Genomic DNA, 17,485 nt, shown 5'->3' with positions numbered 1-17,485 from the left:
ATGGGGACCGGAAACCAGGCATGATGGGACCGCACGTCGATACGAGGAGCTGAGACGGCCCACCGATGACCACACCGCGACTGCTTTCGAATCGCTACGAGCTGGGCGAAACGCTCGGCTACGGCGGCATGTCCGAGGTTCACCGGGGCCGCGACGTCCGCCTGGGGCGGGAAGTCGCCGTGAAGGTGCTTCGCGCCGACCTGGCCCGCGACCCGCAGTTCCAGGAGCGGTTCCGCCGCGAGGCGCAGAACGCCGCCGCGCTGAACCATCCGGCGATCGTCGCGGTGTACGACACGGGGGAGACCAGGACCAACTACGGCCCGCTGCCCTACATCGTCATGGAGTTCGTGGACGGTCGCACGCTGCGTGACATCGTGAAGACCGAGGGTCCGCTGCCCGGTCAGCGCGCCATGGAGATCATGGCCGATGTCTGCGCCGCGCTGGACTTCAGCCACCGGCACGGCATCGTGCACCGGGACGTGAAGCCGGCCAACGCCATGATCACCCGCAACGGTGCGGTCAAGGTGATGGATTTCGGCATCGCCCGTGCGGTCGCCGACGGCCAGGCCGCGGTCACCCAGACCGCCGCGGTGATCGGCACCGCCCAGTACCTGTCCCCCGAGCAGGCCCGCGGCGAGGCGGTGGACGCGCGCAGCGACGTCTACGCCGCCGGCTGCGTGCTGTTCGAGTTGCTCACCGGCGAGCCGCCGTTCACCGGCGACTCCCCGGTCGCGGTGGCCTACCAGCACGTCCGGGAGGACCCCAAGCCGCCGTCGGCGCTCAACGGGCGGGTCAGCCCGGCGCTGGACGCCGTGGTGCTCAAGGCGATGGCCAAAGGCCCGGCCAACCGCTACCAGTCCGCCGCCGAGATGCGCACCGACCTGGTCCGGGTGCTGCAGGGGCAGCGGCCGCTGGCCCCGATGGTGATGACCGAGGACGACCGCACCTCCGTGATGGCCAACCGGCATCCGGCACCGGCCGGCCGGCACCGCCCGGTGGTGATGGCCGACGACTACGACAGCCGCGACCCGTACGAGGAAGAGGAGGACGAGCGCCGCCGAAAGCGCCGCAAGGCCTGGACTGTGACGTTGATCACGGTGCTGGCCCTCGCCCTCATCGGGGTCATCGCGTGGCTGGCCACGCTGGTGTTCGGCAAGACCGAGGCGCCCAACGACTCGATCACCATGCCCAACGTGGTCAACCAGACCCAGGCCGAGGCCAGTCGAGTGCTGCGCGACCAGGGGTTCACCGACATCTCCACCGAGTCGGTGCCCTGCCAGCCCAACCCGGACGGGTCGGTCGGGCCGTGCGGGCCGGACAACATCGGCAAGGTGCTGAGCACCGAGCCGAGCCCGAACGCCCAGGTCAAGAAGAGCGACAAGATCCTGTTGACGGTCGGCGCGCCGCCGCAGAAGGTCAACGTGCCGGACGTGACCGGCAAGACCGTCGAGGAGGCGACCAAGCTGCTGCAGGACGCGCAGCTGACCGTGGCGCCCAACCCGGGGCAGGTCGAGACCGAGGATCCGAAGCTGGTCGGCAAGGTGGCCGAGCAGAACCCGCCGGGCGGGCAGACCGCCCAGGCCGGTACCCAGGTCACGTTGAGCCTCGGCAAGGCCCCGGACACGGTCAACGTTCCGGACCTGACCGGCCAGAAGTTCGACACGGCGAAGACCAACCTGGAAGGGCTGGGCTTCAAGGTCGAGCGCAAGGACGTGTCGTCGGCCGAGCCCGAGGGCACGGTCGTCGACCAGAGTCCCAAGAGTGGCAAGGCCCGCAAGGGCACCACGATCACCCTCAGCGTGTCCAGAGGCGATCAGCAGCAGATCAAGATGCCGGATCTGGTCGGCCGCAGCGTCGCCGACGCGCGGAACATCCTGCAGAGCCTCGGCTGGGACGGCGATCTGAACTTCCGGCCGTTCAACGATCCGCCGGACAACGCCCTCGTGGTCGGGCAGAACCCGCAGCCCAACTCCGACATCGACCGCAACCAGGACATCACGCTGACCGTGACCCAGGGCGGCTGATCCCGGTCAGGCGTGCGCGGCGGCCTCGGCCAGCGCGCGCATCGCCGACTCCAGCTCCGCCACTCTCGGCTCGTCGACCTGGTGACCGCACACCCGCAGCCAGTTGGCCAGCATCCGGTGGCCGCCGTCGGTGAGCACCGACTCCGGGTGGAACTGCACGCCCTCCACCGGCAGCTGCCGGTGCCGCATGGCCATCACCACGCCGGAGGAGGTCCGGCCGGTGACCTCGAACACATCGGTCGGGATGGTTTCGGGCAGCACGGTCAGCGAGTGGTAGCGGGTCGCGGTGAACGGGTCGGGCAGCCCGGCGAGCACTCCGGCGCCGTCGTGGTGCACCTGGCTGACCTTGCCGTGCCGCAGCTCCGGCGCCCGGTCCACGGTGGCCCCCCAGGCCACGCCGATCGCTTGATGGCCGAGGCAGACGCCGAGTACCGGCAGCTCCTGCCGGGCGCACCGCTTGATCACCTCGATGCTGGCGCCGGCCCGCTCGGGGGTGCTCGGGCCGGGGCTGACCAGGACGCCGCCGAACCCGGCCAGGGCGTCCGGCGCGGTCAGCTCCGGGTCGTCGTTGCGCCGCACCACGCACTCGGCGTCGAGTTGGGCCAGGTACTGGACCAGGTTGTAGACGAAGCTGTCGTAGTTGTCGACCACGAGAACGCGCATGTGCCCCAACCTACCCGGGCCTTAATGAACCAGGTTGGCGCCGCGATCGTGTGAAGGCTGACAAACAATCGCAGGAGGGGTCGAGTTGCACAAGCTGTTCGTGCTGCCCGCGATCGCCGGGTGCCTGCTGCTCGGTACCGCGCCGGCCCAGGCGGCCTCGGCCGCCGGGCCGGTCGAGGACGCGGCCGAGGCGCTGCGCGGTGACTCGCTCTACCTCGCGCCCGGGGCGAACCGGAACCTGGACGAGTCCGCGGTGCGGCAGGCCATCGGCGAAGCGCCGATCAAGATCGCCGTACTGCCCCGGATCGACAGTGTCGCCGAGGTGGCGGGATTGCCCCGCCGGCTGGCCGGGCTGCTGCCCGGCAACACCATCGCGGTGATCTCCGGCCGGTACTTCTATGCCGGCTCCGAGGTGATCTGCAAGGGCTATGCCGGCCGGGCGGCGACCGACGCGGTCAACGCCAACGAGGCCGCGCTGGACGCCAACCCCGCCGCCGACTCGCCGAGCGACATCACCCGGCCGCTGACCGACTTCGTGGCCGCGGTCAAGGCCGCGCCGGCCTGCCCGAGCGAGGGCACCCGGGGGGACCGCTACGCCGACGAGCCGGGCGGCCGCGAGGCGATCGCCGGAGTCGACGACACCGCCGCCGTGCTGCCCTGGGTGCTCGGCGGGATCGGCCTGATCGCGCTGGCCGCCGGCGCGCTGGTGCTGGTGACCAGGATGCGTACCCGGGGCGCGGCCACGGCGCACCGGGACGAGGCGGCGGCACTGGTCGGCCGGCTCGCCGGGGAGTTGGCCGAGCTGCCGGCCGGCGGCGACGGCGCGCTGGCCGAGGCACGGAACACCGCGGCGGCCCGGCACGGGGAGGCCGAGGCGATCCTGCTCGGCGCGACCACCGACGCGCAGTTCGAGGCCGCGAGGCAGGCCGCCATGGAGGGAATCGCCGCCGCTCGGAGCGCCCGCGCGGCTCTGGACCGGAGGTCGTGATGGTCAGGCAGTTGCATCCGAACGCCCGCGATGCCGCGCAGCGCAAGGTGAACCGGATCACCGGCGGCGTGATCGCCGCGAGCGTGGCCGCGACGCTGGCGGTCGGCGCGGGGATCGCCTACGCCGCGCCGCCGCCGAAGCCCAACAACAAGACCGACTACGGGCAGAAGTCCAAGAAGGCGCCGGCCGGCAGCCCGACCAAGGCACCGGCGGCGCCTGCCGACGCACCCGTGGCGCAACCCCAGCAGCCGCAACAGGAACAGCCGCGCCAGCAGGAGCAGCCGCCGCCCCCGCCGGCCGACGACAAGCCGGAGAGCTCCACCGGCGACGAAGAGACCACGTCGGGTGGATCATGAAGAACACCAGCTTTCCCGCCATCGGCACCACCGCGCACCTGCTGGTGACCGACCCGGCCGCGCTGGCCGAGGCCGACACCATGTTGCGCGCCTTTCTGTCCGATCTGGACCGGGCGTGCAGCCGGTTCCGCACCGACTCCGCACTGTCCACTGTGAACAGCTCCGGCCGGGCGTCCGATGTGGACCCGGTGCTGTTCGCCGCGCTGCGGGTGGCGGTGCGGGCCGCCGAGGAGACCGGTGGCCTGGTCGACCCGACCCTGGGCCGGTCCATGATCGCCATCGGCTACGACCGCAGTTTCGCCGACGTGCCACCGAGTTCGGCCACCCGGGTGCGCCCGGTGCGGTCCGGCGCGGCCTGGCGGGAGATCGTGCTCGACCCGGCCACTCGGTCGGTCACCCTGCCCCGGGGCGTGCAGCTCGACCTGGGCGCGACCGCCAAGGCCTGGGCCGCGGACGTCGCCGCCACGCAGATCGCCGAGCGGCTCGGCTGCGGCGTGCTGGTCAACCTCGGCGGCGACCTGGCCATCGCCGGCCCCGCCCCGGACGGCGGCTGGCGGGTTCGGGTCACCGCCGACCACGCGGTGAGCACCGGCGGACAGGTGATCGCCCTGCGCCGCGGCGGGCTGGCCACCTCGAGCACCACGGTGCGCACCTGGCGGCGGGCCGACCAGGTGCTGCACCACGTGCTGGACCCGGCCACCGGCCTGCCGGCCAAGCGGTTCTGGCACTACGTCTCGGTGGCCGCGGCCGACTGCGTCACCGCCAACACCGCCAGCACCGCCGCACTGGTGCTCGGCGACCGGGCGCCGGACTGGCTGGCCGAGCGCGACCTGGCCGCCCGGCTGGTCGCTCCGGACGGCACGGTGACCGCGGTCGCCGGCTGGCCGGCCGAGGCCATGGTGTCCACAATGGAGGTTGCGTGATGACCGGCCTGGCCGCCCCGCTGCTCACCGAGAGCACCTACTGGTACCTCACCAGGGCCAGCGGTTTCGTCTCCCTCGTCCTGCTCTCCGTCGCGTTCGCGCTCGGCCTGCTCACCGCCGGCCGGGTGTGGTCCCCGCGCTGGCCGCGGTTCGTCACCGAGAGCCTGCACCGCAGCATGTCGCTGACCGCGGTCGGCCTGGTGTTCGTGCACGTGCTGGCGATCCTGCTGGACGACTACGTGAAGATCGACCCGATCGACGCGGTCGTCCCGTTCGTCTCGTCATACCTGCCGTTCTGGCTCGGCCTCGGCGCGATCGCGTTCGACGTGCTGCTGGCGCTGATCATCACCAGCCTGTTGCGCACCCGGCTGTCCCGCGCCGCCTGGCGGGCCGTGCACTGGCTGGCCTACCTCTGCTGGCCGGTGGCGCTGGCGCACACCATCGGCATCGGCACCGACCGGCTGTGGGTGCTCGGGGTGGTCGCGCTGTCCGTGTTCATGGTTATCGCGGCCGGGGTGTACCGGGTGGCCGGCTGGCGCCGGGTCGCGGTCAGGAGGCCGATATGAGCGCCCCACCACTGCTCCGCTACGACGGCCGGCCCCGGCTGCTCGGCGGCTGGCTGGCCACCGGCCGGGCCGCGTCGCTCGCCGAGCACACCAGGGTCAACGGACCGCTGCCGCTCGGCGCGGTGCGCCGGCTGCCCGAGACCGTGACGTCCGCCGGGCTGCGCGGGCGAGGTGGTGCCTGGTTTCCCACCGGCCGCAAGCTGAAGACCGTCGCCCGCAACGGCCGGGCGGCCGGCGGCAGCCACGTGGTCGTGAACGGCGCGGAGAGCGAACCGGCCGCGGGTAAGGACAAGCTGCTCCTCGGCGCGACGCCGCACCTGGTGCTGGACGGTGCCGAGCTGGCCGCGCTCGCGGTCGGGGCCACGAAGGTCACCGTCTGCGTGCACCGCGGCACCGGCCTGGCCCGCACCGTCGAGGCGGCCATCGCCGAGCGGGCGGCGGCCGGCTGGGGCGGCGCCTCGATCGGGCTGTCGCTGGCGGTGTTGGAGCCGCCGCGCTGGTACGTGTCCAGCGAGTCGACGGCACTGGCCAACTTCGTCGGTGGCGGCGAGGGCAAGCCGCGGGACGTGTCCGCCTACCGCGAGGGCGTAGGCGGCAAACCCACGCTGGTGTCCAACACCGAAACCCTCGCCCATCTCGGGCTGATCGCCCGGCACGGGCCGGACTGGTTCCGGATGGCCGGCACCGGTGAGGCCCCCGGCACGGCCCTGTTCACGGTGAGCGGGGCGGTCCGCGCGCGCGGTGTGTACGAGTTGCCGGTCGGCGTGACCGGCAACGAGATCCTGCGGGTCGCCGGCGGCGCCACCGAACCGCTGCAGGCGGTACTGGTGGGCGGCTACGGCGGTTCGTGGATGTCTCCCGGCGCGCTGGCCGCCCCGTTCACCCCCGAGGCGCTGGCCCCGTTGTCCGCCTCGCCCGGGGCCGGCGTGGTGGTCGCGCTGCCGGTCGGCGCCTGCGGGCTGGTGGAGACCGTCCGGGTGGCCGCCTGGCTCGCCTCGCAGAACGCCCGGCAGTGCGGCCCGTGTTTCAACGGCCTGCCGGCGATCGCCGACGATCTGGCCCGGGTGACCTGGGCCAGGGACCGGACCGCGCTGGATCGGCTGCGGTTCCGGATGAACATGGTCAACGGGCGGGGCGCCTGCGCGCATCCGGACGGCGTGGTCAAGCTGGCCAGCACCGCACTGCGGGTGTTCGGCGCGTGCGTCGACCGGCACCTGCACGGCCAGGGCTGCCCCGGCCTGTACCGCCCGCCGATGCTGCCGGTGCCGGCGCCGCCGAGTCCGAGCGAGGGATGGAAGTGAAGACCCAGCAGAGCAACCAGACCTTGCACGTGAACATGATTGAATGCGACGGCCACGGGATGTGCGCCGAACTGGTGCCCGAACTGATTGGACTGGACGAGTGGGGCTACCCGGTGGTCTCGGCGGACCCCGTCCCCCGGCACCTGACCAAGCACGCCAAGCGCGCGGTCACGCTGTGCCCGATGCTCGCCCTGAAACTGGTGGACCGACCGGGGCGGTGATCCGGCCCGGGTGACCGGCGACCTGGCGCGGCGGCTCGGCCCGTTCGACGCGACGCTCCTCGGCCTCGGCTCGATGCTCGGCGCCGGGGTGTTCGCGGTGTTCGCCCCGGCCGCGGCCAGCGCCGGCTCCGCACTGCTGCTCGCCTTGGCGCTGGCCGGTTTCGTGGCCTACTGCAACGCCGCCGCCTCGGCGCAGCTCGCCGCGGTGTACCCGGAGTCCGGCGCCACCTACGTCTACGGCCGCAAGCGGCTGGGCCCGTGGTGGGGCTTCACCGCCGGGTGGGGCTTCGTCGTCGGCAAGACCGCAAGCTGTGCGGCCATGGCGATGACGTTCGCCGGTTACGCCGTCCCCGGCTACCAGCGGCCCGCCGCCGTTGCCGCCGTACTGGCGCTGACCGCGGTGAACTACCGGGGGATCACCCGGACCGCGCTGCTGACCCGGATCCTGCTCGCCGCCGTGCTCGCCGTGCTCGGCATCGTGATCGCCGTCTGCCTGGCCAACCCCGACCCGGCCGGCCTGACCGAATCCTGGCTGGAGCACGGCGTGTTCGGCGTGCTCCAGGCGGCCGGGTTGCTGTTCTTCGCCTTCGCCGGCTACGCCCGGATCGCCACCCTCGGCGAGGAGGTGCGCGACCCCCGGCGCACCATCCCGCGGGCCATCTTCGCCGCGCTCGGCACCGCGCTGCTGATCTACCTGCTGGTCGGTGTGGCCCTGCTGCTGGTGCTCGGCCCGGACCGGCTGGCCGCCGCCGGTGCGCCGCTCGCCGACGCGCTCACCGCGGCCGGGCTGCCCGGCCTGGCGCCGCTGGCCCGGGTCGGCGCCGCCGCGGCCAGCCTCGGCGCGCTGCTCGCGCTGCTCGCCGGGGTGGGCCGCACGGCGCTGGCCATGGCCCGCAACCGCGACCTGCCCGGCGGGCTGGCCGCCGTGCACCCCCGGTTCGCGGTACCGCACCGGGCCGAATGGCTGGTGGCCGCGCTGGTCTGCGGGCTGGTGCTGGTCGCCGACCTGCGCGAGGTGATCGGGTTCTCCTCGTTCGGCGTGCTGGTCTACTACGCCATCGCCAACGCCAGTGCCTGGACCCAGCCGGCGGCGGACCGCCGGTGGCCGCGCTGGCTCAACGTCGCGGGGCTGGCCGGCTGCCTGCTGCTGGCCGCCACGCTGCCGCTGCCGGCCGTGCTCGCCGGCCTCGGGGTGTTCGCCGTTGGGCTGGCCGGACGGGCGGTGGCGCTCACTCGGCGGTGACGTTGTTGAACGGCAGCACCGGCTCCAGCCAGGGGAAGACCACGAACATCAGCAGCGCTACCGCGCCCGCGACGAGCACCGCCGCGATGCCCACCCGCACCGCGACCGGGCCGGGCAGGTGCCGCCAGATCCAGGCGTACATCAGCCCTCCTTCAGCTCGGCCGGCCGGCTGTCCGGCTGATCCGGGTTCTTGGCCCACTGGTCGACCAGGGTGGCGTGCACGATCAGCCGCTGCCGGTCGGAGAACTTGGGGTGGCACGTGGTCAGCGTGAGCAGCGCGACCTGGTCGGCCTTGTTCACCTTGGCGTTGGGCTTGTGCGGCACGTCGGCGATCACCGCGCCCTCGGACGGCCGGACGATCTCCATGCCGTGCGTGTCCGTGTACTCGCCCTTCAGCGGCTCCACCTGCTGCGCCCGGCCCTGCGAGCCGGTGACGTTGCACCGCGGCTTGTCCTGCTTGACCTGCTCCCAGCGGCCGGCCTCGTCCTTCATGGGCAGGACTCGGTAGATGTACCAGGCGTTCCTGCTCTCCACGATGATCGCGTCGCAGGAGGTGAGCAGGTCCAGGTCGTTGAACGGCGCGCCCTTGCCCACCCGGTGCCCGGCCACCGCAAAGTTGCCCGGCTGACCGGGGTACGGGGTGTCCAGGTAGTGCCCGGGCCCGATCTCCAGCGCCTTGTCCGAGGTGCCCTCGACGATCGTGAAGTGGAAGTCGGTGCCGAACGCCGGGATGTACATCTTGGCGAAGCCCTCGCCCGGCTGGAGGCCATCGAAGTGGTCCACCCGCTCCTGGTCCGGCTCCGTCGTCTGCCACTGGTCGTCCAGCGCCTCGGTGGCGTCCTGCTGTTTGCCCGCGGAGATCACGTCGGTCACGTAGACCTCGTAGACCACGAACAGCAACACGACGACACCCAGCGTGATGAGGATCTCACCAGCGGTTCGCACGATCGTGCGGACCCGGTCCGGTCCGGCCGAACGGGACCGCGGGCGCGGCGAAGGCACCTCGGGGCCGGTCAGTGCCCCGTAGATACGCCCTGCGCCCCGGCGGGCGTCTTCGACAGTGCCCACGCGTCCTCCCCGGATTGTTGACCCTATGCTCTAGTGGTTCGGCAAGCTGCTCGGTTACGTTAACGTGTCGGGTCGGCGGTGCTGAGTGCATACCTCCGCCCAGGAGAAATGCTCCACATCAGATGAGGACGCTCGATGCCCAAGTCCAAGGTCCGGAAGAAGACTCCGTACACCGCTCCGGCCGACCGTCGCACGCCGGTGAAGGTGAAGTCCGCGGGGCCTTCGCACCCGATCTACGTGGCCGTGATGCTCGGCGTGATGCTGCTGGGCCTGGCCTGGCTGGTGGTCAACTACATCGCCGGGGACAAGATCCCGCTCATGAGCGAGCTGGGGAACTGGAACTTCGCGATCGGGTTCGCGCTCATGATCGGCGGTCTGCTGATGACCATGCGGTGGCGTTGACCGTCGTTCACCTTCCGTTGCGCTGATCGTCGCCGAACCACACCGCTGTAACTCATCCCCAGTGTGGACAACTGCTGTGGACAACCCTGACCTGCGGGAAACCCGCTCCTGGGCCCCCGATCCGCCCCTGGTCGGCGTGGCCTGGGTGGCCGCCGTCGCCGCGCTGGCCGCGGTGTTCCTGATCGGCGACGCGCCCGGCCGGGTGCTGCTCGTCGTGCTCGCCGGCGGGCTGGGCCTTGCCGGGCTGTTCGGCACGGTTGCCCGGCCGCGGCTGGTCGCCGACCACCACGGGGTCACCGTGCGCGGCCTGACCGGGCGCCGGCACTGGCCCTGGTCCGAGGTCAACGTGCGGCTGGTGCGCACCCGCCGGTTCGGCCGGGAGGTGTCCACGGTCGAGGTGGACGCCGAGGAGGACCTGGTCGTGCTCGGCCGGCTGGACCTGGGCGCCGATCCGGAGGACGTGGTCGAGGCCATCCGGGCGTTACGGACCTGACTCAGCCGTCCACCTCGAAGCAGACCCCGCTGCGGAAGTCGCAGACCAGCTGGCCGAGCGCGGCGTCCCGGATGAAGATCAGCGAGACCAGCACGACCACCAGCGTGGCGATCGTGCCCACCTGCCAGGCGGTGCGCGACTGCCGCGGGGCGTAGACCATCGCGGCCGTGGCGATCGCGCCGACCACCAGCCCGCCGAGGTGCCCGAGCAGCGAGATACCCGGCACGGTCACGCTGATGAACACGTTCAGCGCGATGATGCCGAGCACCGGGCCGGGCGGGATGCGCAGCCGCAGTACCACCACGGCCAGCCCACCCATCAGGCCGAACACCGCGCCGGACGCCCCGGCGACCGGGGTGAGCAGACCTCCGAACAGGAACACCGCGACGCTGCCGCCGAGCAGCGACACCAGGTACACCGCGGTGAACCGGACCCGGCCGAGCACCGGCTCCAGGTCCCGGCCGAGCAGGTACAGCGCGATCATGTTCAGCGCGATGTGCACCGGGCCGTAGTGCAGGAACCCGGCGGTGATCAGCCGCCACCACTCGCCCTGGGAGACCAGCGCCGGCACCAGCATCCAGTCCACGAACAGCTCGCTGAGCTGGTTGCGGACGATGCTGCCGGCCTGCGCCGCGGTGATGGCGAACACCCCGAGGTTGAGCACGACCAGGACCGGCATCACCACCGGGCGCTGGGCGGACGGCGCGCCGGCGATCGTGGTGCCGTGCCGGATGGTGCGCCGGCCCTCGTTCACGCAGTCGACGCACTGGTAACCGACCGACGCCTCACGCAGGCACTCCGGGCAGGCCGGCCGGTCGCACCGGGTACAGCGCAGGCCGGTCGGCCGGTCCGGGTGGCGGACGCAGGCGGGCATCGCCGCCTGCGTCCCCCACTGTTGCGGCGGTTCGGGCGGGGTGCCCACGCGGGCTCAGCCTTGGCCGCGATCGATGGTGACGCGCTCGATCACCACGTCGTCGACCGGGCGGTCACCACCCGACGTCTTGGCCCGCGCGATCGCGTCCACCACGCCACGGGACTGCTGGTCGGCGACCTCACCGAAGATCGTGTGCTTGAAGTTGAGCCACGTCGTTGGCGCCACCGTGATGAAGAACTGCGAGCCGTTCATGTTCGGCCGGCCCGGGTTGGCCATTGCGAGCAGGTAAGGACGATTGAACTGGAGCTCTGGGTGGAACTCGTCCTTGAAGTTGTAACCGGGGCCGCCACGGCCGGTCCCGGTGGGGTCGCCGCCCTGGATCATGAACCCGTCGATCACTCGATGGAAGATCGATCCGTCGTAGTACGGTCCGGTCGGCTCGCCCTTGGCGTTGGCCGGGGAGTACTCCTGAGTGCCCTCGGCCAGACCGACGAAGTTGGCCACGGTCTTCGGGGCGTGGTCCGGTAGGAGGTTGACCTTGATGTCTCCTTGCGAGGTGTGCAGGGTCGCGACCACTTTCTTACCTACAAAGCTCTCTGCCACCAGGTCATCGTGCCATCTTGGGCAAGATCCGACCGATGGGGGCAGGATGGATATGTCACTGAGTTGTCTGGAGCACACACGATGGACGAGGTGAAGGCGATGACTCGGGCCGGAGAAGCGGTCGGAAAGGCCGTTGTGGCGAGCCTGGACGTGGTCCGCCGAGCCGGCCAGGCCGGCGCCGACGCGACCGCGAAGGCGGCCGCGGCCGCCGAGCAGAAGCTGACCGAGCACGGCGTAGGGCCCCAGCAGTTGGGCGCGGCGATCGCCGAGGGCACCCAGGTCGCCCGCGACGAAATGGCCAAGACCACCCGGCGGACCCGGCGCAAGCTCGCCCGCACGGCCAAGCACACCCGCAAGGAACTGGCCAAGGCGGCCAAGCAGGCCCGCAAGCAGGCCAAGAACTCCAAGCCGGTCCGCGTGACCAAGGCCGAGCTCAAGCGCGCCAAGCAGGAAGCCAAGCGGGCCCGCCGCGGCATGACCAAGCAGGCCGAGGCGATCCGCGCCAAGACCGCCGCCAAGACCGCCGCGGGTGTCCAGGCCGTCGCCGCCACCAAGGCGGACCTCAAGGCCGCCGCGCAGGCCGCGAAGAAAGAGTTGAAGGCCGCCAAGAAGGACCTCAAATCGGCCGGTGGCCGCAAACATCGCCGCCGCTGGCCCTTTGTGGTGCTCGTCGTCGGCCTCGGCGCCGGCGTCGCCTACCTGCGCCGCGCCCGCCACCACGAGCCGGCCCCCCAGTCCGCACCACCCCGCCCGGCCACCCCGTCCGGTACTCCGTCGGCTCCCCCCAAGCCGGCGGCGGCCACCAAGCCGGCCGGAACCTCTGCCACCTCCGCCCCCAAGGCGGCAGAAAAGGCCGACAAACCGGCCGAAGCTGACACGGGCGACGGCCACCGCAACGGGCAGTCCAAACCGAAGGCCTCCCCCAAGAGCAACTGACGGCTCCGGTCTCGCCCTATAGCCCGAGCGCGGCGATGGTCTTCTCGGCCACCCGCTTGGCCTTGATGGTCTGCGCCTGATTGGTCGTGATCACCACCGCCGCGCCACCCTTGGCCACCGCGAACACGGCACCGGCATCGGTCGACTGCGACCCCCCGGTCCACCCGGCCGGCAGCTCCGCCGGGTTCGCGGTGTCCACCGGTGCCGCGCGGTCCACCAACGCCTTCGCAACCCCCTCATCCCCCACGTACACCTGGGTGGTCAGCTGCACCCGCCCGTCACTCCGATAGAAGAAGCACGCCGGGTTCGGCTCATCCACCGACACCCGCACCTTCCCCACCCGCTGCCCGTTCGCATCCTCGACGAACGCCTTCTCCAGATACGGACAGGCACCATCCCGCACCGGCTCCGGACTGGCCGGCGGCCCAACACTCGTCGGCGTCACCGCCCCGCTGGACCCCCCGTCCCCCGCAACCGCCCCCGGCGTCCCCACCACCACCTGCGGCCCCGCACACCCAACCAACCCCACCACCAGGGCCACGAAGATCACAGCTCGTCTCATAACGACCACCAGTCAACCAGACGCCCCGGAACGGCAGTCTCGAACCAAGCACAACCACGGTTAGGTGGAGACGAGGGGAATCGAACCCCTAACCCCTGCCTTGCAAAGGCAGTGCTCTGCCAATTGAGCTACGTCCCCGGGGTGGGTGCGGGTGTGGGCCCGCACCTGGGGGTCAGGCCTTGTCGCCGGGGGCGGTGGCCTCGCGCCACAGGTCGGCTTCGGCCTTGGCGGCGCTCTTGCGGCGCAGCAGCAGGAGGACCCCGCCGACGGCGACCGCGAGTACCAGCAGCTTCTTCACCTTGTGTGCCTCCTTGGCATGACACCTCGCACCCGTGAATTCCACGGGTGTGCCTGGTAGGGCCTCAGTTTGCCACATGCCCGGGACGGGGTTCCGGGGGTTTGGGGGAGGGTGGGCCTAGGAGGACTTGAACCTCCGACCTCTTCGTTATCAGCGAAGCGCTCTAACCGTCTGAGCTATAGGCCCGTACCGCGCCGACGAGGCTACCTCACGGGTTCGTGAGGGCTCAAACCAGATCCTATTCGCGTTCGGCGAGGGTGACTTCGAGGCCGCCGGCGAGGTCGGCGGAGACGTTGTAGACGAAAGCGCCAACCGTCGCCAGGGCGCTGAACAGGACGATGTTGACGGCGCCGACGATCGCGGCGATGCCGAACACGCGACCGGCGCTGATCAGCGGCTCGGAGCTGGACTCGGCGCTCTGCAGCAGATCGGTGGAGATACCGTTGATCTTGTCCCAGACGCCCATGCCGTCGAGCACCGCGTAGAGGGCGCCGACGGCGACGAGCCAGACGAAGAACAGGGCGACGCCGAGCACCAGGGAGAGCTTGAGGACCGACCAGGGATCGAATCGCTTGATCTGCAGGTTGGCCCGGCGCGGCCCGCGGCCGGGGCGGCGCATGACGTTGGGCGGTGCGGCGCTGCCGACCGGTCCCAGGTTGATCGCCCGGGTTGGGCCGGTGGTGACCGTGGGGTGTGCCATGTGGGCGGTGGTTCGGGGCGGCGGGAAGCCGGCGGGCGCGGGGAAGCCGTCGGGCGGGGTGTCGGTGTCCGTGTCGTCATCGACGAAGACGCGGGGGGCGGCGGTACCGGTGACCACCGGACGGTCAGGGACCGCCGGAGTGTCCAGCCGGCCGATGTCGTCGATCCGGGTGGTCTCCTCGTCGATCGCGGTCTCGTCCCCTCCGGCCGGACCGGCCGGTGCGGGTGGACCGGGAACGGCGGGCGGGGCCGGGCGGGCGAACGCGGACTCGACGTTCGCGCCCGGCATCCGCTGCCACGGCGGCGGCGTCGCGTGCGCCACCTCCAACTCCTCGGCCGGGGTGGGCACGGTGGTGCCGTTCGGGTCCTCCCGGGTACCGGGCTCGAACAGGTCGGCGCCGCCGGGCGAGGACTTCGCCTTGGCGTCCTCGGCCTTGGCGGCCAGCACGGTGGTCCGGTCCGGCTCCGGTGCGCCATTGCCCTGGCCATTGCGGCCCGGCTTCTCCGATGCTGTCACGTGCTCCCCTGCCTACTTACCCGGTTCTCCGGCGGCGTCGGTATCGCCGGAAGCCGTTTCGTTGCCGGTGGCGTCGGACGGTTCGTCCGCACTCCGTGCGATCGCGACGAGGGTCGCCCCTTCGCCGAGGTTCATCAACCGCACACCCTTCGTCTGCCTGCCGGCCTTGCGTACCTCTTTGGCCGTGGTCCGGATGACCCCGCCCGCCGAGGTGATGGCGAACAGCTCGTCGTCGAGATCGACGATGAGCGCCCCCACTAGCCTGCCACGCCTGCGGTCGTACTGAACGGTGAGCACGCCCTTTCCGCCCCGGCCCTGCACCGAGTACTCCTCGATCGGAGTCCGCTTCGCGTACCCGCCATCCGTCGCGACCAGCACGAACGTACTTTCCCGGACCACTCCGAGGGTGAGTAGCTCGTCACCGGTGTTGAATCGCATACCCAGCACGCCGGACGTGGCCCGGCCCATCGGGCGCAGCGCCTCATCGGTGGCGCGGAACCGGATCGACTGCCCGCCGGCGGAAACCAGCAACAGATCGTCGTCGGCCGAGCACAGCACGGCACCGACCAGCTCGTCCTCCTCCCGCAGGTTGATCCCGATCAGACCGCCGGACCGGTTGGAGTCGAAGTCGGAAAGCTTGCTCTTCTTGACCAGGCCGCTGCGGGTGGCGAGCACCAGGTACGGCGCTGCGGCGTAGTCCTTGATCTGGATGACCTGTGCGATGTGCTCGTCCGGTTGGAACGCCAGCAGGTTGGCCACGTGCTGGCCGCGGGCGTTGCGGCTGGCCTCGGGCAGTTCGTAGGCCTTGGCCCGGTACACCCGGCCCTTGTTGGTGAAGAACAGGATCCAGTCGTGCGTAGAGCACACGAAGAAGTGCGCCACGATGTCGTCCTGTTTGAGCCCGGCGCCCTGCACGCCCTTGCCGCCGCGCTTCTGCGCCCGGTACAGGTCGGTCTTGGTGCGCTTGGCGTAGCCGGTCCGGGTGATCGTGACCACGACGTCCTCGACCGCGATCAGGTCCTCGACGGACACGTCCCCGCCGAACGGAATGATCTTGGTGCGCCGGTCGTCGCCGTGCTTCTCGACGATCTCCATCAGCTCGTCGCGGACGATCGACCGCTGCCGCTCCGGGCTGGCCAGGATGTCCTGCAGGTCGGCGATGATCCGCTCGATCTCGGCCAGCTCGTCGATGATCTTCTGGCGCTCCAGGGCGGCCAGCCGGCGCAGCTGCATCTCCAGGATCGCGTTGGCCTGGATCTCGTCGACGTCGAGCAGCTCCATCAAGCCGGTGCGGGCGATGTCGACCGTCGGCGAGCGCCGGATCAGGGCGATGACCTCGTCGAGGGCGTCCAGCGCCTTGACCAGACCACGCAGGATGTGCGCCCGTTCCTCGGCCTTGCGCAGCCGGTACCGGGTGCGCCGGACGATGACCTCGATCTGGTGTCGCACGTAGTGCCGGATCATCTGATCCAGGCGCAGCGTCCGCGGCACGCCGTCGACCAGCGCCAGCATGTTCACGCCGAAGTTGTGCTGCAGCTGGGTGTGCTTGTAGAGGTTGTTCATCACCACCTTGGCGACCGCGTCCCGGCGCAGCGTGATCACGATCCGCATGCCGATCCGGTCCGACGACTCGTCGTTGATCTCGGCGATACCGCCCAGCTTGCCGTCCCGAACCAGGCCGGCGATCGACTCGATGAGGTTGTCCGGGTTGACCTGGTAGGGCAACTCGGAGACGACCAGGATCGTGCGGCCCTTGGCGTCCTCCTCGACCTCGACCACCGCGCGCATCCGGACCGACCCGCGACCGGTGCGGTAGGCCTGCTCGATCCCGTCGTGGCCGACGATGAGCGCGGCGGTCGGGAAGTCCGGGCCCTTGATGCGCTGCATGAGGGCGGCGAGCAACTCGTCGTCGCTCGCCTCCGCGTTCTCCAGCGCCCAGACCACGCCTTCGCCGACCTCGCGCAGGTTGTGCGGCGGGACGTTGGTGGCCATCCCGACGGCGATGCCGCTGCTGCCGTTGATCAGCAGGTTGGGCACCCGGGACGGCAGGACATCCGGCTCCTGGGTGCGGTTGTCGTAGTTCGGCGAGAAGTCGACGGTGTCCTCGTCGATGTCCTGCAGCATCGCCATGGCCAGCGGCGTCAGCCGGCACTCGGTGTAGCGCATGGCCGCTGCCGGGTCGTTGCCGCGCGAGCCGAAGTTGCCCTGCCCGTCGATCAGCGGATAGCGCAGCGACCAGGGCTGGGCCAGCCGGACCAGGGCGTCGTAGATCGCGGCGTCGTTGTGCGGGTGATAGTTGCCGATGACGTCGCCGACCACCCGGGCGCATTTGACATAGCTGCGCTCCGGCCGCATGCCGTTCTCGCCCATCGAGTGCAGCACCCGCCGGTGCACCGGCTTGAGCCCGTCCTCCACCAGCGGCAGCGCCCGACCGACGATCACGCTCATCGCGTAGTCGATGTAGGAACGCTGCATCTCCTGCTGGATGTCGACCGGCTCGGTGCGGTCTCCGCCGGACGGCGGTCCGACAGGGGCAGCGGGGTCGAGCGTGTCCGTCATGGGATTCCTCTCGAGGTTGGGGTGCCCACCCGGCTGACAGGCCCGAACGCACCCAACCCCCCGATTTTATCGCCGCAGGTCAGTGTGCATACCACGACCCACGGGGTGTTCCATCGGACAATGGGCGCGGCACCGGCCCGAATGGCGGCCGACGAGTTCTTGTTGATCCTCATCATTTCCGGTCGGACC

Annotated in this window: 20 protein-coding genes and 2 tRNA genes; 11 read left to right on the top strand and 11 right to left on the bottom strand. The window is 71.1% G+C overall.

The window, feature by feature from the left end; all coding sequences use genetic code 11:
• Positions 1-65 precede the first annotated feature (65 nt).
• Positions 66-2,024, top strand: a complete 1,959-nt coding sequence (gene pknB / locus VFV67_RS21150) for a Stk1 family PASTA domain-containing Ser/Thr kinase (protein WP_326472312.1) — start codon at positions 66-68, stop codon at positions 2,022-2,024.
• Positions 2,025-2,030: 6 nt separating this feature from the next.
• Here pknB and VFV67_RS21145 read toward each other — a convergent pair whose 3' ends face one another.
• The gene (locus VFV67_RS21145; RefSeq protein WP_326472311.1) at positions 2,031-2,687 is read right to left on the bottom strand and encodes an aminodeoxychorismate/anthranilate synthase component II; all 657 of its coding nucleotides are present in this window, start codon (positions 2,685-2,687) and stop codon (positions 2,031-2,033) included.
• A gap of 85 nt (positions 2,688-2,772) precedes the next feature.
• On the opposite strand from VFV67_RS21145, the gene VFV67_RS21140 reads away from it, so the two are divergent.
• The 7 genes from VFV67_RS21140 to VFV67_RS21110 all read left to right on the top strand — a co-directional run bounded on the left by VFV67_RS21140 (position 2,773) and on the right by VFV67_RS21110 (position 8,285).
• Positions 2,773-3,675, top strand: coding sequence for a hypothetical protein (locus tag VFV67_RS21140; protein WP_326472310.1), 903 nt, complete (start codon positions 2,773-2,775; stop codon positions 3,673-3,675).
• Complete coding sequence (locus tag VFV67_RS21135) at positions 3,675-4,031, top strand: hypothetical protein (protein ID WP_326472309.1); 357 nt, start codon at positions 3,675-3,677, stop codon at positions 4,029-4,031. The genes VFV67_RS21140 and VFV67_RS21135 overlap by 1 nt, the downstream gene beginning before the upstream one ends.
• Positions 4,028-4,954 (top strand): FAD:protein FMN transferase, encoded by a 927-nt coding sequence (locus tag VFV67_RS21130; protein WP_326472308.1) that lies wholly within the window; start codon positions 4,028-4,030, stop codon positions 4,952-4,954. The genes VFV67_RS21135 and VFV67_RS21130 overlap by 4 nt, the downstream gene beginning before the upstream one ends.
• Complete coding sequence (locus VFV67_RS21125; RefSeq protein ID WP_326472307.1) at positions 4,954-5,520, top strand: ferric reductase-like transmembrane domain-containing protein; 567 nt, start codon at positions 4,954-4,956, stop codon at positions 5,518-5,520. The genes VFV67_RS21130 and VFV67_RS21125 overlap by 1 nt, the downstream gene beginning before the upstream one ends.
• Positions 5,517-6,821, top strand: a complete 1,305-nt coding sequence (locus tag VFV67_RS21120) for an NADH-ubiquinone oxidoreductase-F iron-sulfur binding region domain-containing protein (protein ID WP_326472306.1) — start codon at positions 5,517-5,519, stop codon at positions 6,819-6,821. Before VFV67_RS21125 ends, VFV67_RS21120 begins: the two co-directional genes overlap by 4 nt.
• Positions 6,818-7,042 carry a ferredoxin gene (locus tag VFV67_RS21115; protein WP_326472305.1) on the top strand — a complete coding sequence of 75 codons (225 nt, stop codon included), beginning with the start codon at positions 6,818-6,820 and terminating at the stop codon, positions 7,040-7,042. The genes VFV67_RS21120 and VFV67_RS21115 overlap by 4 nt, the downstream gene beginning before the upstream one ends.
• Before the next feature lie 73 nt (positions 7,043-7,115).
• Positions 7,116-8,285 carry an APC family permease gene (locus VFV67_RS21110; RefSeq protein WP_414636320.1) on the top strand — a complete coding sequence of 390 codons (1,170 nt, stop codon included), beginning with the start codon at positions 7,116-7,118 and terminating at the stop codon, positions 8,283-8,285.
• On the opposite strand, the gene VFV67_RS21105 is transcribed toward VFV67_RS21110, so the two are convergent.
• Positions 8,272-8,427 (bottom strand): hypothetical protein, encoded by a 156-nt coding sequence (locus VFV67_RS21105; protein ID WP_326472303.1) that lies wholly within the window; start codon positions 8,425-8,427, stop codon positions 8,272-8,274. The two genes, VFV67_RS21110 and VFV67_RS21105, sit on opposite strands and share 14 nt — an antisense overlap.
• Positions 8,427-9,353, bottom strand: a complete 927-nt coding sequence (locus VFV67_RS21100) for a class E sortase (RefSeq protein WP_326472302.1) — start codon at positions 9,351-9,353, stop codon at positions 8,427-8,429. Before VFV67_RS21100 ends, VFV67_RS21105 begins: the two co-directional genes overlap by 1 nt.
• A gap of 135 nt (positions 9,354-9,488) precedes the next feature.
• Here VFV67_RS21100 and crgA point away from each other — a divergent pair, with 135 nt between their 5' ends.
• Together crgA and VFV67_RS21090 are read left to right on the top strand one after the other, a co-directional pair.
• A complete protein-coding gene (gene crgA / locus VFV67_RS21095; protein ID WP_326472301.1) occupies positions 9,489-9,755 on the top strand; it encodes a cell division protein CrgA in 267 nt (88 codons plus the stop codon).
• Between the two features lie 76 nt (positions 9,756-9,831).
• Positions 9,832-10,248, top strand: coding sequence for a PH domain-containing protein (locus VFV67_RS21090; RefSeq protein WP_326472300.1), 417 nt, complete (start codon positions 9,832-9,834; stop codon positions 10,246-10,248).
• Position 10,249: 1 nt separating this feature from the next.
• Here VFV67_RS21090 and VFV67_RS21085 read toward each other — a convergent pair whose 3' ends face one another.
• Entirely contained in the window at positions 10,250-11,170 is a 921-nt protein-coding gene (locus tag VFV67_RS21085) for a rhomboid family intramembrane serine protease (RefSeq protein WP_326472299.1), read from the bottom strand.
• 6 nt (positions 11,171-11,176) lie between these two features.
• A complete protein-coding gene (locus tag VFV67_RS21080) occupies positions 11,177-11,725 on the bottom strand; it encodes a peptidylprolyl isomerase (RefSeq protein ID WP_326472298.1) in 549 nt (182 codons plus the stop codon).
• Positions 11,726-11,806: 81 nt separating this feature from the next.
• Here VFV67_RS21080 and VFV67_RS21075 point away from each other — a divergent pair, with 81 nt between their 5' ends.
• A complete protein-coding gene (locus VFV67_RS21075) occupies positions 11,807-12,661 on the top strand; it encodes a hypothetical protein (protein ID WP_326472297.1) in 855 nt (284 codons plus the stop codon).
• 16 nt (positions 12,662-12,677) lie between these two features.
• On the opposite strand, the gene VFV67_RS21070 is transcribed toward VFV67_RS21075, so the two are convergent.
• The 6 genes from VFV67_RS21070 to gyrA all read right to left on the bottom strand — a co-directional run bounded on the left by VFV67_RS21070 (position 12,678) and on the right by gyrA (position 17,296).
• Positions 12,678-13,223: a DUF2020 domain-containing protein gene (locus tag VFV67_RS21070; RefSeq protein ID WP_326472296.1), complete on the bottom strand. Its 546-nt coding sequence runs from the start codon at positions 13,221-13,223 to the stop codon at positions 12,678-12,680.
• Between the two features lie 65 nt (positions 13,224-13,288).
• Positions 13,289-13,361, bottom strand: a tRNA-Ala gene (locus VFV67_RS21065).
• A gap of 34 nt (positions 13,362-13,395) precedes the next feature.
• Positions 13,396-13,521, bottom strand: a complete 126-nt coding sequence (locus tag VFV67_RS21060; protein WP_326472295.1) for a DLW-39 family protein — start codon at positions 13,519-13,521, stop codon at positions 13,396-13,398.
• A gap of 112 nt (positions 13,522-13,633) precedes the next feature.
• A tRNA-Ile gene (locus tag VFV67_RS21055) sits at positions 13,634-13,707 on the bottom strand.
• A gap of 52 nt (positions 13,708-13,759) precedes the next feature.
• Positions 13,760-14,509 (bottom strand): DUF3566 domain-containing protein, encoded by a 750-nt coding sequence (locus tag VFV67_RS21050; protein WP_414636319.1) that lies wholly within the window; start codon positions 14,507-14,509, stop codon positions 13,760-13,762.
• Between the two features lie 240 nt (positions 14,510-14,749).
• Positions 14,750-17,296, bottom strand: a complete 2,547-nt coding sequence (gene gyrA / locus VFV67_RS21045; protein WP_326472294.1) for a DNA gyrase subunit A — start codon at positions 17,294-17,296, stop codon at positions 14,750-14,752.
• Positions 17,297-17,485 lie beyond the last annotated feature (189 nt).

The sequence above is a fragment of the Actinophytocola sp. genome (genome assembly GCF_035762905.1).
GTDB lineage: Bacteria > Actinomycetota > Actinomycetes > Mycobacteriales > Pseudonocardiaceae > DASYTH01.
The sequence above is the reverse complement of the archived record's forward strand: the minus strand, read 5'-3'. Positions and strand labels throughout refer to the sequence as shown.